Below are 14,630 nucleotides of genomic sequence, written 5' to 3' on the forward strand. Positions count from 1 at the left end.
TCTCAAAAAGTCTTCGATGGGATTTCGACTGATTTTTGTTTCTTTGTCTTAAATCGTTTGGGTGAATAGTTTATGAAAATCAATTTGGGCACTTGGATTTTTGCCTTCTTTTTTGTGAGCCTTGGGATGCTTTTTTCGTGTGTAGAAACCGTCGAAAATCAGCAAACAGTGTATTACAACAACTTCTCCGATGTCAACCTTGCTGGATTTGAAAATGGGCGATTGTTTGTCTGGAGGAATGATACCATAGCAGGATATTATCATAATGAAGAAGTAGCAGTTTCTTTAGCAGATTTGCCCACGCACAACTATCTAAAAATTACCATTGAACTTCTAATTCATGACAGTTGGGATGGAAACCCTGATGATGGTATCTCGGGACCTGATTATTGGTATCTCGGGACAGATGAGACCGAGTTTTTCCGAACTACCTTTTCTAATTCTCCTTGTGTATCGACCTATTGCCTGTATCAATCCTATCCGAATACCTTGTTCAGACAGAATACGCCAAAAATGGGAGCGATTCAAACCAATCTTCCGGGGCTTTGCATTTTTGGAACCCGTGCGAATTATACGTCCCGATATCGGGTCGAAAAGCTGATCGAACATGTCAACCCAGAAGTCAGGGTCTTTATGGGCGGTGAGCTTAAGCAGACCAATGCTTTCGATCCTGCTTGTGATGAATCTTGGTCTATTGCAGCGATTCAAATCGAAACCATCCAAACCACAAAATGATGAGGAAGCAGCTTTTTTTGGTCTTTAGTGGACTTTTATTGGTGGTACAATTTGTCTATGCTCAGACGATTCCTGTAGGGACACCCGTTTTGGATGAGTACCTGAGAAGATTACAACTGACTGGGCAGATTGATTCTTCGGCTTCCTGGATGATCCGACCACTTTATCCGGTGGAGGCGTTTGGAGTTGCCCATGGGTTTGATCTCGATAGTTCAGTGGTTCAAATGGATTCAACTTCATTGTATTGGTACTTTGGAAAGGAGAATAAAGGGAAGTTTTTAACCCTGCCGGCCGTTTACAAAAATCAGTTTACCTCCAATTATGCATTTGGGGGTAATGATGGAGCGATGATTCCCAATCGGGGTCTGCAGCAAATCTTGAGTCCTGGGGTTTTTGTGTCCTATGGGAAGTTTTCACTGCAGTTACAGCCAGAGATTCTGTTGGCCCAAAATAAAGATTACCTAGGTTTTCCCATTGAGCATCAGGCGACTATTTTGTTCTATTATGAATACATGAACCGGATCGATATCCCGGAACGGTTTGGCTTGGAGCCGTATTCTAAAATTTTTGGAGGCCAATCAAGCTTTAGATTTAATACAGAGCATGTTTCCTTAGGAGTCTCAACAGAGAATTTGTGGTGGGGTCCTAGTCGGAGAAATTCACTGATTCTAAGTAATAACGCCCCCGGTTTTCTTCATTTTACAGCGAATACTCGAAAGCCTATCCAAACTAAGTTGGGTTCATTTGAAGGACAGGTGATTTCCGGGTTTTTAAAAAGTACCAACTTCCTTCCTCCTTGGCCAGACTATACGATTCAACAGAATCCCGTCTACTATCCCAAACCTGAAAATGGTAACCGGTATCTGTCTGGAATGATTTTTACCTATCAGCCTAAATGGATTCCGGGTTTGTTTTTGGGCTACAGTTCGGTCAATCATCTCTACCGGGATGATATTACCGACTTCGCAGATGTGCTTCCAGTGTTTAATGGGCGAAAAAAAGGGCCAACAGTCTATGACCCAATCCAGGAAAAACGACAGCAATTCAGTTCAGGATATTTCAGATGGATGAGTCCTCAGGGTCGATTTGAATTTTATGGAGAATATGGCACAAGAGACAATGACCGTGCGCTTAATGATTTTATGACTACTCCTGAGTCAGGACGGGCATTTACCTTTGGATTTGCACATTTACTGGATTTAAAGCGTCCAGGAAGATTCTTGGAAATTAGTTCGGAAATGACTCTATCTGGTCAAACGATACGAGAAGATATTCGTCAGTTGAAGACTTGGTATATTCATGACCATGTCCGTCATGGTTATACTCACCAAGGACAAGTATTGGGTTTGGCCAATGGTCCGGCTTCCAACCAGCTATTTTTTGGAATGGCTTGGGTCGAAGGCTTGAAGAAGCTTGGCTTTCAAGTCGAACGGATTGAATACAACATGGACTTCTACTATTACCGCTATGAGGCGTCCAAGGACTTTAGAAATAAATACGTGGATTTGGTCTTTTCTTTGACCCCAGAGTGGAAGTTTGGAAATGTATTGGTCGGAGGAAAATTTCAATACGTCAAAACACTCAACTACAAGTGGTACCTTGAGAATGTTCCCAACCAGTATTTTGTACCGGGATATGATCGAGAAAATATCGTAGCGAATCTAGGTGTGACGTACCTATTTTAAAGTCAATTTTCTCCTGAGGCTTTGGCCAATTTGATTCAAAAGGATTTGATAAAGTTTCAACCTTTGTCCAGTTTCCAAAGGCAAGGATCCTACTGCTCGACTTAGAGAAAAGTAAAGCACTGACCTATTTTTCATCGAATGTTTCCACTTATTGGATACCGAGTTTTTCTGATAAAATTTTTCAAATAATGGCTCAGGATAAGAGACGAAAGGTCCTAAGGAAGCTGCTTTAATCAGCCATATGAGGTCTAGCGAAAACTCCTTTTCTCCAAATGGATTTCGACTGATCGGCAAGATTTTTTGGATACTAGCACTCCGATGAATTCCGTGAAAAGCCGACCACCAATAGGCTTGTCTCTTCCTTAAAAGTTGCTCGATTCGGATTACAGGATCATCGGACATACATAGATTTCCAGTGAGATGATCGATGGTTTGGTTGTTCCAATAGGTATTCCTCATTCCTGGATTCACTAGGACCGCGGTTGGGTGGAGAATAAGAAGCTCTACTTGCTTTGAAATAAATTCAGGAAACGGGATATCATCATGAGGATTGAGAAAACAAAACTCGCTGTTTTCAGCAGCGGTTTTCCAAAGTGCGGTGGAGGTTTGCCACCAGCCTAAGTTTTGATCATTCCTAAAAAACTTAAATCGTGAATCAGATTGGCAAAATTTCCTGCAAATTGAGGATGTCTTGTCCTGAGAAGCATCATCACAAATCCAAATTTCAAAATTAGGGTAGGTTTGAGCTGCAAGTGCTTCAAGCGTTTTTTGAATAAATCGCTCTGCTTGGTAGGCAGGCACGCAACCAATTACCTTAGGATGTCGGGTCATGTATAAAAGAGAAAGAATATAATCCAGCGAAATCTCGCACTGACCAATCAAAAAAATGACCGATCTTTGGCAAGTTATAAGTTCAAAATGAAAGCAGAAAAAGATAAAGTTGTAGCCGTAGCCTATACGCTTAAAGTGGATGATGGGGAAAGTGGGCAAGAATTATTCGAGGTTGTTTCCGAGGAAAACCCGTTCTATTTCCTCTTTGGCTACCAAAATGTCCTACCCAAATTTGAAGAAGCGATCGCAGGAAAGTCTGCAGGCGAATCATTTTCAGTATTTATAGACTTCGAAAATGGTTACGGAGATTATGATGAGAATAAAAAGGTAATCATCCCTAAGGCAAATTTTAAAGAAGACGGAAAGAAGAACCGAGATCTATTAAAGATCGGAAACGTCATTCCCATGCAGGATGACAAAGGAAATCAAATGCGTGGTGAAGTGTTGAAAGTTGATTATTTGGGTGTGCATATGGATTTTAATCCCCCTTTGGCCGGATTTGATTTGTTTTTTGAAGGAAAGGTAATTCTAGTCCGTGAAGCTGAACAAGTGGAGTTAGAGCATGGTCATGCACATGGCCCGGAGGGACATCATCACCATTGATTTCCGATCAATTAGTTTTTATCAAATGCCCTATTTCGTGAAGGAATAGGGCATTTGTCGTATAGGGCAGGATTATGTCAGATTTTACTTTTGGTTTATTCATCAACACAAACCAATCAATACATGAAACATTCAATTCAACTTTTATGGAGAATGGCGTTGGTGGGATTTTTCATCGCTTTTATGGCGTGCTCTAGCGAAGACGGACAAGACGTCTCTGGAGCTGCTGAAGAATTCACCGCCACGGTAGCAGGAATAGGGACGATTTCTGCTTCTAAAGACTTTGATACCATCAGTGGAACAAAGGTTGGGGCTGCAGGAATAAATGTAGTTGTCCTTCAGGGTACCGATAATTCGGGGAAAGGATTTATGATTAGAATGTCAACTTACAATGGTCCCGGAACCTATGATTTGGGATTTGGAAATATTGCCAACACGGCGACGTTTATAGCAGGGGCTAGTATGGGAGAGCAGTATTCTACAGCCTATCAAGGAACCTCCGGAAAAATTGTAGTTACTGCAGACGATGGGAAGCGCTTGGAAGGCACGTTTGAGTTTGTCGGAAAAGTCAACAATACTTCCAGCACTCATACGGTGACCAATGGCAGTTTTAAAGTAAATCTACAATAAATGAGGTCTGATCACCCGCTAGGGAAACCTCCGGGTGGTTAGGCTATTTTTTGAAATGGCGCTTTACGTTCTATCGGGGTGATTTATATCTTAGGCGTAAAAGTAGCCGGCCTCTCAAGGAAACTTGAGAGGCCGTTTTTTTGAGATTAGTTGGATTCAGCTAAAAGAGATTTACTGAGTTCTAATAATCCCAACACTCGCTCTGAAGGGTACAGCAAATACGCTTTCTCGAGCTGTTCAATTGCCATTTGATACTGTTGTGTATTAAAATGGACAATTGCGTCATTATAGAACTGAAGCCCTGCCAGTTCTTGAAGGTTGACTTTTCTGAAAATGGAGTTGTCCAATTGACTTGCTTCTGTTCCGGCAAGTCGTTGGTTAAATACTTTTGAGGATTCTTTTTGATTAGGGGCGTAGCTTGCCAAGTATTTTTCTACCTCGGAGCTTTGAGTGATCATTCCTCCAACAGGAAGCGTACTCTCCAATACAATCTTTTTGCCTCCTACTTCCGCGAGGATAAAAACATGATAGTCAGTTTCGATAATATCATACGAAAACCCAAATCGATCCAATAAGATCCCAAGTGCTGCCGATCCACTGACACAATCATAATTTCCTTTGGACAACATTTCATTGAAAGTAGAATGCTGCTGGTATTTCTTGAATAACCGTTGATGTGATTTTTGAAAAATTTGTCTCAAAAGCTGCAATTCATCCTTTGCAGTTTCAGCTTTATCGGCCAATTCCTGTTGCAAGCCCGCCCAAGTAGATAGGGAAGCCTCAATTTCAGGATTAACAGCTTGGAATAAGTGTAAGGGATTGTACAATTCAGGAGAAGGAATTCCTCGATCTGTTGAAATGGTCATTTTGACGTCATTTGAGGCCAAAAATGAGCCTTGAGCCCAAGTTTTGAGGCCTCCTCCTAGGATTAGGAACATGGTCAATATGAAGCATTTTTTACCCAATTGTGATCTTGATGTTATCGAATTGATTCAAATTTAACAATTTGATAACATTAGAAAACAAATGAAGGTTTTTTTCCAGTTTGAGTAAAAAAAATTATTCGTGATGGTAGGGCTCGTTTCGCAAAATGGTAAAGGCCCGATACACTTGTTCGATGAAAAATGGCCGAATCATTTGATGCGAAAACGTCATTTTTGAAAGGGAAATTTTCCCATTTGCGCGTTGGTATACTTCCTCGGAAAATCCATAGGGACCACCAATTACAAAAATCAATTGCTTGAGCCCGGAATTCATTTTCTTTTGGATGAATTCCGAAAACTCAACTGAAGAAAATGATTTTCCCCTCTCGTCCAGTAGGATCACCTCATCTGAGGCTTGTACTTTCTTTAAAATCAATTCCCCTTCCTTTTCTTTTTGGGTATGCTCTGTGAGGGACTTTGAGTTTTTCAGGTCTGGAATTATTTCAAATTCAAATCGGATATAATGAGCCAATCGGGAAGAGTATTCTTCAATCAATTGCTGTATCGCTTTGTGATCCGTTTTTCCGATGGTGATTAGCTTGATTTGCATGTGATCCCAATTGAATTTGCTCGTGCAACTTAAAGGAAAATTCCTGCTTGAAGTCCGTTAATCCAATTTTTGGACCCTTTTTCTCATATTATTTCCATTTAAAAAGCTTTTAACCAATCAGTTAACAAGCTGATTAAACAGCCTGTTCTTCGAGCATAAACCAAAATTTTACTACCTATGAAAAACTCAATGCGTTTGTTTCTGGTGATTGCTGTCCTATTTGCTTCAGCTTTCACCCCCAAAAATCAACCAGTACGTCCAGTGGATGCGGATATTGTGGACTTGGCGGTACAGACAGAATTCTTGTCTACTCTGGTAGCAGCCGTTAAGGCTGGAGATTTGGTAGATGTACTCAAAGGAGAGGGTCCCTTTACCGTTTTTGCTCCAACCAATGAGGCTTTTGCCAAATTACCCGCAGGTACTTTAGAAGATTTGCTGAAGCCTGAGAATAAAGCCAAGTTGGTGGAGATTTTGACTTATCATGTCGTTCCTGGGAAAGTGATGTCCTCTGATTTAAAAGACGGAATGAAGGCGAAAACTGCTCAAGGCAGTGAAGTCACCATTTCTCTAACAGGAGGAAAGGCTATGGTCAATAATGCAACAGTCACTACTGCAGATATTGAGGCTAGTAATGGAGTAGTTCACGTGATCGATACCGTAATTCTTCCTTAACTTTCACTAGGCAAAATAAAAAAAGGCTCAGAAACATACTTCTGAGCCTTTTTCAATTCATCTTATTTGATCAGTTCTTTTCGTCTGAGGATGGCTTCCAAAAACTTTTTCTCGTTTTCAGTATTAAAAATTTTAAATGGAAGATGGATAAACTGGGCTTTGGACAAGAATAGAACAAAAGCGTCTTTGGTGACTTCAACTTTTTTGATCATGTTCCACTGCACAGGCATCCCTTCCCTTGCATTGATTTTCATCAAAATCTGACGGCTATCGATTTCATAGGACATCTTCGAGAAGATCGGCTTGTTTTGTTCCATTTGGGTCACTCCGGTAAATTGGATCGCCCAAAAAAGGACATATAATCCATAGGCAATGAGAGCACCTATAAACCACCAGATGGATGCGATCCAGAAGTATCCAGCACAAATGGCTAGAGCAATCAAAATCACCCACCATTGTTCTTTGAGGATTGATACCAAGGACATTTTGATATAAGTCCCTGTTTCTAGCTGGTATTTTTTGGTTTTAATAATCATGAATCAACGAATTGAGTCCGCAAATATCCACCTATCACCCTGAAGAAACAAGCCGAAAAAAATCATTATCCCCGGTTTATTGAAAACAAAATGATTATTCCATTGACTTAATAATTCTCAAGGGCTATATTTTATGAAATTTTTAGCCTATGAATAGCTTAGTGATTGATTTGATTGTCTGTGGATTGGCGTATGTCATCATTGTCTATTTTATCGCGACCATGACAAAAAGTGTCCTCAAAAAAGGGAATAATAACGATGAGGGAGACGGAGGTATTGAGAATTTTACGCCTCCCAAAATTGATTTACCTCCAGGTGTAATTTGGCCTTCAGACTCACCAAAAGAAAAATCTAAACCTGAGATAGCCGAGTTTTAATGGCATTTTTCACAAATCCCCTGCACAAGTAAATTCATTTCCTTTTTTTCAAAGCCTTTTGGAAGCCTGATCTGAGGTAAAGAAATATCTTCCAAACAGGTTGTTTCTCCACAGATTTCGCATTTGAAATGCACATGTTCATGGCTGTGGTCATGGTTATCCTCACCGTGCGAGCACAGGGCATATTTCGTGGCGCCGCTATCATCCAGCACTTTATGGATAAGATCTTTTTCTAAAAAAGTCTTTAGGGTACGATAAATAGTCACCCGGTCAAACTGCTGCCGGAGTTTCTCTTCCAAGTCTGAATGCGATAGTGCAATATTTTTTTCCAGAAACTCCTGAATGATCTCCAATCGGCAATCAGTAATTCGGAGTTTGTGGGATTGCAATATGACGTAGGGATTGTTCATACTTTATGGTCAGGCTTCCAAATTAGCTCCAAAAAAAGCATTGTCAAAAAAAATGGCGCCTAGTTGGCGCCATTTTGAATTTACTTGCTTTCTCCTTCAAGGATTTTTTCGATTCTTGCCAGTGCATCTTCGAGATGCAATTTGGAAAGTCGATCACTTGTCCTTGGAATTGCAGCTCGAATCTGAGATTGAAGGGTTTTCAATTCACCACGAGCCATAGGTCTGATGTCAGATTGAGAAGCATTGATTTGTGGTCCAAAGAAAGATCTGAACTGCGCAGGTACTGAAACTTCCCCAGTCAACAATAGCTCAAGACGTTCGATGTGTGCACGCTGTAATGCTCTACGATGCACGTCTATCGTTTTGCCAGCACTCAACTCTGTCCAGATCCCTTTTCTCAAATCATCAAAAAGCTCCGTGATTTTGTAGGCTTCATTGCCATTCAGGGCCTCATTTTCGATCACTCGACCTAATCTACCCCATTCCAAAATTCCATTGAGAGTGGTTACTTGGATTCCTCGGATTCGCTCTAAGGCTCCGAAATCTCCAATGCGGGAAATGATGGCTTCATCCATGAGCCAGCTAGGAGTCGCAAAAAGCTGCTTGTTGAGGAAATCAACAGCTGATTTTTGCATCGCTTTGGATGTGTGCGTATAGACTGCCTCACCTTGACCGGTGGATTTGTAGATTTCCATTACACCACCCACATTAGTTCTCACGTGACCCATGTAGCGATTAAACTGCCCAATTACTTGGCCATACATCTCCTCCAAATCAGAATAATCTTTAAATGGCTTGTCAGCTTCTGCTGTCCACTCCATTAGATTAGGCATGATGCGCTTCAAATTTTTGATTCCATATTCAGAAGCTAATACAGCATTATCCCCCAAATCTTCGGATTGAGTTGTTGGATCATAACTGTTTCCTTGTCTTCCGTATCGGTATACTGGATCACCGTTTTTGTCCAAAATCCACTGATCTAGGATTTTTTGTTCTTCCTCTGGAGTTTTTGCTTCCAAGATTGGCTTGTAACCCCACATGATGGCAAACTTGTCATACGGTCCCACATCAGGCATTAAGCTTACCCCCTTATCTTCTGGCTGAGCAACGTAGTTGAATCGAGCATAATCCATGATGGATGGAGCGGTTCCAAATTCTTTGGTGAACTCAGGGTCTCTCAGTTTTTCAACTGGATAAGCGACAGATGAAGCAAAGTTGTGAGGTAGACCCAAGGTATGGCCAACTTCGTGCGCAGATACAAATCGGATCAAGCGACCCATAACAGCGTCATCAAATTGCACTTTGCGTGCATCTGGATTGATGGCGGCAGTTTGGATGAAGAACCAGTTTCTCAACAAGTTCATGACGTTGTGATACCATCCGATATCAGACTCGATGATTTCTCCGGAACGAGGGTCGGATACGTGTGGTCCATACGCATTCTGAATGTCGGAAGCGAAATACCGTATCACAGAATAGCGAGCATCTTCTGGGCTCCAAGTCGGATCTTCTTCTTTGCTCGGAGCTTCCTTGGCGATGATGGCATTTTTGAATCCGGCCATTTCGAAGGCTTTTTGCCAATCTTCAACGCCTTGTTTCAAGTAAGGCACCCATTTTTTAGGAGTAGCTGGATCGATGTAATACACGATTGGTTTTACCGGCTCGACTAATTCACCCCGCTTGAATTTTTCAACATCTTCTGGTTTTACTTCCAGTCTCCAGCGGTCGAGGTATCTACGGGTGGTTGCTTTTTGAGCATCCGCTCCGTAGTCCACATAGGATCTTGCAAACCATCCTACACGACGATCAGCCAATCGCTGCTTCATAGGTTCTTTTGGTAAAAGAATCATGGAAGCATTCATTTCCAAGGTGATTAGACCTGTAGCACTATTTGACGGTGGCTCAGAAGCCGCATAAGTCAATACATAGCGCGCTTCTACGTTGATTGGATAGCTGTGAATATGCGAAATGTATGATCGCTCGTTGTCCAATCGAGTCACGCGGTATTGAGTTCTTCGATTTCGTTGCAATCCTAGCGCTTGATTATCTTTAGAGAATAGATCAGTTGCTTCAATCACGGTTCCTGTGGAATCAGTTCCTTTTGATTTCACAGCGAATTTCTGAAGGATAGGTTCCAGATTGGAGGCTTTCACAGCCATGGAGATTGGTAGGGAATCAGCTGCATAATTGTTTACAGAAACGACTTTCAGCAGGACGTCATCGCCATTTTTTTCCCAGCGAACCATTAGGTTGTTGGTGTTTTCTCCACCATATCCAATTCCATCAGCTGTTTTCGCTATTCGGATTACCATCAGCATGTCACGGTTCCAAAGCGAATCCGGGATTTCATAAAAATATTTATCCTCGATTTGATGGACTTTGAAAAGTCCCTCACTGGTCTTGGCCTTTGCTGTAATTACTTCTTTGTAAGGTTTAGGGCCGTTGTTGTTGCCGCCATTTTGTGGTCTGGCTGGAGCTTGTGCTGCTGGTGCAGGAGTCTGGGCATCTTTTTTCTTTTTCTTTTGTGCCAACGAATCCTCTGCATGAAGCACTGCCCCAACAATGCTGATAGTAAGCATTGTTCTCCTCAGTAATTTGGGTAGGGTTTTGTTCATAGCTTTCAAAATTGATTTGGAAATAAAGTAACTTCCAAAGCTTCGAATATGCGGGAGGCAAAACTTATTTTTTGATAAGCGGTTCCATCATAAAATTAAAGGCATTTGAATACTCAAAACCGAGACGTACTCATTATCGGAGGAGGGCTAGCAGGATTGGTGTCAGCGCTACTTTTGGTCAGAAATGGACACCAACCCCTTTTAATCGAAAAAAAGGCTTACCCATTTCACCGTGTTTGCGGGGAATATGTCTCCAATGAGGTCCTTGACTTTTTAAAGCGAAACAAGCTTTATCCTGATCATCTAGACCTCCCTCAGATTCATCGCTTCCAATTTTCAGATACCCGAGGATCTGCAGTTTCTACAGCCTTGGATTTGGGAGGTTTTGGCATTAGTCGATACGTATGGGATGACTGGCTTTACCAAAAAGCCCAAGAGGAAGGGGTCGAACTAAAAACGGGAATTCAAGTAGAGGAATTGGAATTTGATTCCGAGACGGATCGGTTTAAGGTTCAACTTTCCGATCATTCCTTCTTGCATGCTAAAATCGTGTTGGGTGCTTTTGGTAAGCGAAGCAAAATCGACCGGACACTGAATCGTCCTTTCTTTTTTGAGCGTAGCCCTTATATCGGGGTTAAGTACCATGTGCATTCAGATTTTGCCAGAGATACCGTGGCACTGCATAATTTTGAGGGAGGATATTGCGGGATCAATGCCGTTGAAGAGGGGAAGTTTAATCTTTGCTACCTGGGGAGTAGGGATCAGCTTCGGAAATTTGGATCCATTGAGGAGATGGAGAAAAATGTCCTCCGGAAAAATCCCATCCTAAATCACATTTTTGAAAACAGCACTTTTCTTTTCGAAAAGCCCGAGGTGATCAATGAAATTAATTTTGAGCCAAAAGCACCAGTCGAAAATCATGTTTTGATGATTGGTGATGCTGCTGGGCTGATTACTCCGCTTTGTGGCAATGGTATGGCCATGGCCATTCACGGAGCCAAACTCGCAGTGGAGGCAATTCAACAAGGAAAAAATCGATTGGAAATTGAACAAATCTATATCCGCAAATGGATGGATCAGTTCAGATTCCGATTAAAGGTGGGCCGAACAGTACAACGATTATTTGGATCAGGCCAAGGTTCTATAATTGCCAGAAATTTAATTCAACGGGTTCCATTTGTATCGAATTTGATTATTCGAAACACGCATGGAAAGCCCTTCTGATCAATAGGCAAAAACCTGCAGGATTTGGGTGTTTTCGATGAAATAATAAATAAAGAAGGCATTCAGGAATATGGCTGAGAGGGAATTCATTCCCATAGCCCAAGAATAACTTGCGTATTTTTCAGGATTGGTCCGCACGAAAAAGAACCAAACCAAAAAGAAAAGAATCACAGGTGCCATAGCGCTTAGGTAAATCCAGACCATAGAGGATTGACCTCGATCGAAAAAATACCACACGAAACAAGCGCCTGTTAATGCAAAAAAGACGGATGAAAAGGCAAAAGTACCTTTGATTCCCAAGGTTCGGCTGAGCGTTTGATCACCTCGTCTGGCATCTTCTCGATGTTGATAAACTTGGGTTAAAGGGTAATTTCCCCAAAGCATCAAACTGGTTAGGAGCCCAGGAATAACTACATGAGGCTTGAAAATCACGGTCCAATCTAACTCACTCAATCCCATATAGGTCATCGCGAACGTAAAATATCCTTGAAATAAACCAGCGATTACCCAACTCAGCCAAGGGTATTTTTTGATTCGTATAGACGGGTGGCTGTAAGCCATACTGACCAATCCATAGATCCCGAGCAATCCAGCAAAATCCCAGCTGATAGAAGCCCCTAAGATCAATGCAATCACGAAAAAGAGTTGGGAAATCCAGTATAAATCCGGAGTTACTTTTGGAGGGTTCTTTAACCCGCCAATGCTTTCTTCATCGCGGTCAAAATAGCTGTTGTAACCATTGCTGCTTGGATACAAGAAGAGATGCAATGCCAAAAAGACCAGGACTAGTCTTCCCTCGTTGAGATTGGGAGTAAGTGCCAACGCAAAAAAGAAAACCGGCATCAAGAAAAAAGAAAATGGAATACGGAGGTGACGAAGACTGGAGCGGGTGACCATAAGAATTATAGCTTAGTTCAAATAACCTTATTCCTAGGAGAAGGTTGTTTGAGAATACATTCCAAATTAGAAATATTCCCCTAACTTGATTCAATGGATACCAGTATTGTGAGCATTGGCTTGTCAAACCCCGGAAAACCAATCCCCCAAACGGAAATCGCCCGGTTTATGCAAAAGGCTCATCAGCTGGATGAACGAGAAAGCCGTCGCCTTCAGATTTTTTACAGGATGTCAGGGATAGAAACACGACACAGTGTTTTGGAGGATTTTGAGAAAAATGATTTTGAGGATTTTACATTTTTCCCCAAGAATAAAGAGCTTTCGCCATTTCCTGGGACCAAAGCTCGGATGGAAGTCTTTCAAAAAAAAGTACCAGAACTAGCTGCCCAAGCAGTCAGATCAGCTTTGGATCAAGTCGTGATTTCTCCGAAAGAGATCACCCATCTAGTCTTAGTTTCCTGCACCGGAATGGTAGCTCCCGGGGTGGAGTTGGAGTTGATGAAATCGCTTGGGCTATCAGATACCATTGAGCGGTTTTGTATCCATTTTATGGGATGTTATGCCGCATTTACAGGCTTAAGATTGGCGGACAAAATCCTTAAAGCTGAGCCAGAAGCTAAAGTTCTGCTGGTTTCCGTGGAATTGTGTACGCTTCATTTTCAAAAGGAATACACGGAAGATAATGTCTTGGCTAATTCGCTTTTTGGAGACGGAGCTGCAGCGGCATTGGTAATGAAATCCAACCATGGGCTCAAACTCAAGCATTCCCTTAGTCAGGTGCTTTGGGAAGGGGAGCAGGACATGGCCTGGAGTATTGGAGATTTTGGTTTTGAAATGCGACTGAGCCAATACATTCCATCTCTTCTGGATCAGGGAATTAGACGTTTAAAGTCGATTTTTGAGGTTCAGTTTGGGCTTTCAAAGATTTCAAATTTTGCCATTCATCCAGGAGGTAAGCAAATCTTGCAAAAAGTACAAGAGGCTTTTGGTTGGCCAAAGGAATGCAATTTTCATGCTTCTCAGGTATTGAACCAATTTGGGAATATGTCTTCTGCAAGCATCCTTTTTGTTTTGGATCGAATGCTCCGAGATCCGGAAATTCAGGGAGATATTTTGGCCATGGGCTTTGGTCCGGGATTGACTTTGGAAACGTTTCAAATGGAAAAGAGATGACCGACTTTTCGAAACGAAGCGAAGAAAAGGAAATCATGGATGACTTGGAATGTTCGGGTCCTATCCTTGAGCAGACACTCAAAGAACTTCGTACGATCAATCGATGGCTTGGAGGAAATCACGTCACTACTCGAGGACTAAATGACTTGATTTCAAAAAATCCTCAGAAAAGCTATGAAATTGTTGATATCGGATGTGGTGGAGGAGATATGGTACGAGTCATGCATCACTGGGCTCAAAGGCGTGGAATTTCTGCAAATTTCACAGGAATTGACGCAAATAGGAACATAATCGAGCTCGCAAAGGTTAGACAAAGAAACCTGCCCGAAGTGCAATGGAAAGTTCAAAATGTTTTTGAACCCGAATTTTCAACGGAAAAAACGGATTTTGTGACTTGCACGCTATTTACACACCATTTTACAGATCAGGAATTGGTGACCCTTTTGCAAGCTATTCGGAAAAAAGCAAGGATTGGTTTGGTGATCAATGACCTTCATCGTCATCCATTAGCTTATTACAGCATTCGTTGGTTGACGAAGTGGTTTAGCAAATCGCCCATGGTTCAGCATGATGCTTGTCTTTCGGTTTTGCGAAGTTTTAGCCGAACCGATTGGGAGCGAATCTTGAACTTAGCGGGAATTCATCAATACCACATTCGTTGGTTTTGGGCCTTCAGGTGGCAGGTTAGTATTGAGTTTTATTAGTTTAA

16 protein-coding genes are annotated in these 14,630 nt (G+C 41.8%); 9 read left to right on the forward strand and 7 right to left on the reverse strand.

Annotated features, from left to right (window positions below; all coding sequences use genetic code 11):
* The first annotated feature begins 72 nt into the window (after positions 1-72).
* Both AO498_RS03520 and AO498_RS03525 read left to right on the forward strand, forming a co-directional pair.
* Positions 73-735: a hypothetical protein gene (locus tag AO498_RS03520; RefSeq protein ID WP_067543817.1), complete on the forward strand. Its 663-nt coding sequence runs from the start codon at positions 73-75 to the stop codon at positions 733-735.
* Positions 735-2,420, forward strand: a complete 1,686-nt coding sequence (locus tag AO498_RS03525; protein ID WP_082792283.1) for a capsule assembly Wzi family protein — start codon at positions 735-737, stop codon at positions 2,418-2,420. Before AO498_RS03520 ends, AO498_RS03525 begins: the two co-directional genes overlap by 1 nt.
* Here AO498_RS03525 and AO498_RS03530 read toward each other — a convergent pair.
* Positions 2,412-3,251 (reverse strand): glycosyltransferase family 2 protein, encoded by an 840-nt coding sequence (locus AO498_RS03530; protein WP_067543821.1) that lies wholly within the window; start codon positions 3,249-3,251, stop codon positions 2,412-2,414. The genes AO498_RS03525 and AO498_RS03530 overlap by 9 nt on opposite strands.
* Positions 3,252-3,338: 87 nt before the next feature.
* Between AO498_RS03530 and AO498_RS03535 the strand changes: the two genes are divergently transcribed.
* Positions 3,339-3,854, forward strand: coding sequence for an FKBP-type peptidyl-prolyl cis-trans isomerase (locus AO498_RS03535; protein WP_067543823.1), 516 nt, complete (start codon positions 3,339-3,341; stop codon positions 3,852-3,854).
* A 123-nt stretch (positions 3,855-3,977) separates the two neighbouring features.
* The gene (locus tag AO498_RS03540; RefSeq protein WP_067543825.1) at positions 3,978-4,484 is read left to right on the forward strand and encodes a DUF6252 domain-containing protein; all 507 of its coding nucleotides are present in this window, start codon (positions 3,978-3,980) and stop codon (positions 4,482-4,484) included.
* 146 nt (positions 4,485-4,630) lie between these two features.
* Here the strand turns inward: AO498_RS03540 and AO498_RS03545 are convergent, their stop codons facing one another.
* Together AO498_RS03545 and rlmH are read right to left on the reverse strand one after the other, a co-directional pair.
* Positions 4,631-5,422 carry a hypothetical protein gene (locus AO498_RS03545; RefSeq protein WP_067543827.1) on the reverse strand — a complete coding sequence of 264 codons (792 nt, stop codon included), beginning with the start codon at positions 5,420-5,422 and terminating at the stop codon, positions 4,631-4,633.
* Positions 5,423-5,543: 121 nt separating this feature from the next.
* Positions 5,544-6,017 carry a 23S rRNA (pseudouridine(1915)-N(3))-methyltransferase RlmH gene (gene rlmH, locus AO498_RS03550; protein WP_067543829.1) on the reverse strand — a complete coding sequence of 158 codons (474 nt, stop codon included), beginning with the start codon at positions 6,015-6,017 and terminating at the stop codon, positions 5,544-5,546.
* Positions 6,018-6,194: 177 nt separating this feature from the next.
* Here rlmH and AO498_RS03555 point away from each other — a divergent pair, with 177 nt between their 5' ends.
* Positions 6,195-6,689: a fasciclin domain-containing protein gene (locus tag AO498_RS03555; protein WP_067543831.1), complete on the forward strand. Its 495-nt coding sequence runs from the start codon at positions 6,195-6,197 to the stop codon at positions 6,687-6,689.
* Positions 6,690-6,751: 62 nt separating this feature from the next.
* Here the strand turns inward: AO498_RS03555 and AO498_RS03560 are convergent, their stop codons facing one another.
* Positions 6,752-7,225, reverse strand: a complete 474-nt coding sequence (locus tag AO498_RS03560) for a YcxB family protein (protein WP_067543833.1) — start codon at positions 7,223-7,225, stop codon at positions 6,752-6,754.
* Positions 7,226-7,374: 149 nt separating this feature from the next.
* Here AO498_RS03560 and AO498_RS03565 point away from each other — a divergent pair, with 149 nt between their 5' ends.
* Complete coding sequence (locus AO498_RS03565; RefSeq protein WP_067543835.1) at positions 7,375-7,602, forward strand: hypothetical protein; 228 nt, start codon at positions 7,375-7,377, stop codon at positions 7,600-7,602.
* Here the strand turns inward: AO498_RS03565 and AO498_RS03570 are convergent.
* Positions 7,599-8,012, reverse strand: a complete 414-nt coding sequence (locus AO498_RS03570) for a Fur family transcriptional regulator (protein WP_067543837.1) — start codon at positions 8,010-8,012, stop codon at positions 7,599-7,601. The genes AO498_RS03565 and AO498_RS03570 overlap by 4 nt on opposite strands.
* Positions 8,013-8,092: 80 nt before the next feature.
* Positions 8,093-10,591 (reverse strand): zinc-dependent metalloprotease, encoded by a 2,499-nt coding sequence (locus tag AO498_RS03575; protein WP_417876913.1) that lies wholly within the window; start codon positions 10,589-10,591, stop codon positions 8,093-8,095.
* A 141-nt stretch (positions 10,592-10,732) separates the two neighbouring features.
* Here AO498_RS03575 and AO498_RS03580 point away from each other — a divergent pair, with 141 nt between their 5' ends.
* On the forward strand, positions 10,733-11,851 hold the full coding sequence (locus tag AO498_RS03580; protein WP_067543841.1) for an NAD(P)/FAD-dependent oxidoreductase: 1,119 nt from the start codon (positions 10,733-10,735) through the stop codon (positions 11,849-11,851).
* Here the strand turns inward: AO498_RS03580 and AO498_RS03585 are convergent, their stop codons facing one another.
* Complete coding sequence (locus AO498_RS03585; protein WP_067543843.1) at positions 11,852-12,748, reverse strand: UbiA family prenyltransferase; 897 nt, start codon at positions 12,746-12,748, stop codon at positions 11,852-11,854.
* A gap of 93 nt (positions 12,749-12,841) precedes the next feature.
* On the opposite strand from AO498_RS03585, the gene AO498_RS03590 reads away from it, so the two are divergent.
* Positions 12,842-13,921 carry a type III polyketide synthase gene (locus tag AO498_RS03590; RefSeq protein ID WP_067543845.1) on the forward strand — a complete coding sequence of 360 codons (1,080 nt, stop codon included), beginning with the start codon at positions 12,842-12,844 and terminating at the stop codon, positions 13,919-13,921.
* A complete protein-coding gene (locus AO498_RS03595) occupies positions 13,918-14,625 on the forward strand; it encodes a methyltransferase domain-containing protein (RefSeq protein WP_067543847.1) in 708 nt (235 codons plus the stop codon). Before AO498_RS03590 ends, AO498_RS03595 begins: the two co-directional genes overlap by 4 nt.
* Positions 14,626-14,630 lie beyond the last annotated feature (5 nt).

The sequence above is a fragment of the Algoriphagus sanaruensis genome, from assembly GCF_001593605.1.
In the GTDB taxonomy this organism is placed as follows: Bacteria; Bacteroidota; Bacteroidia; order Cytophagales; family Cyclobacteriaceae; genus Algoriphagus; species Algoriphagus sanaruensis.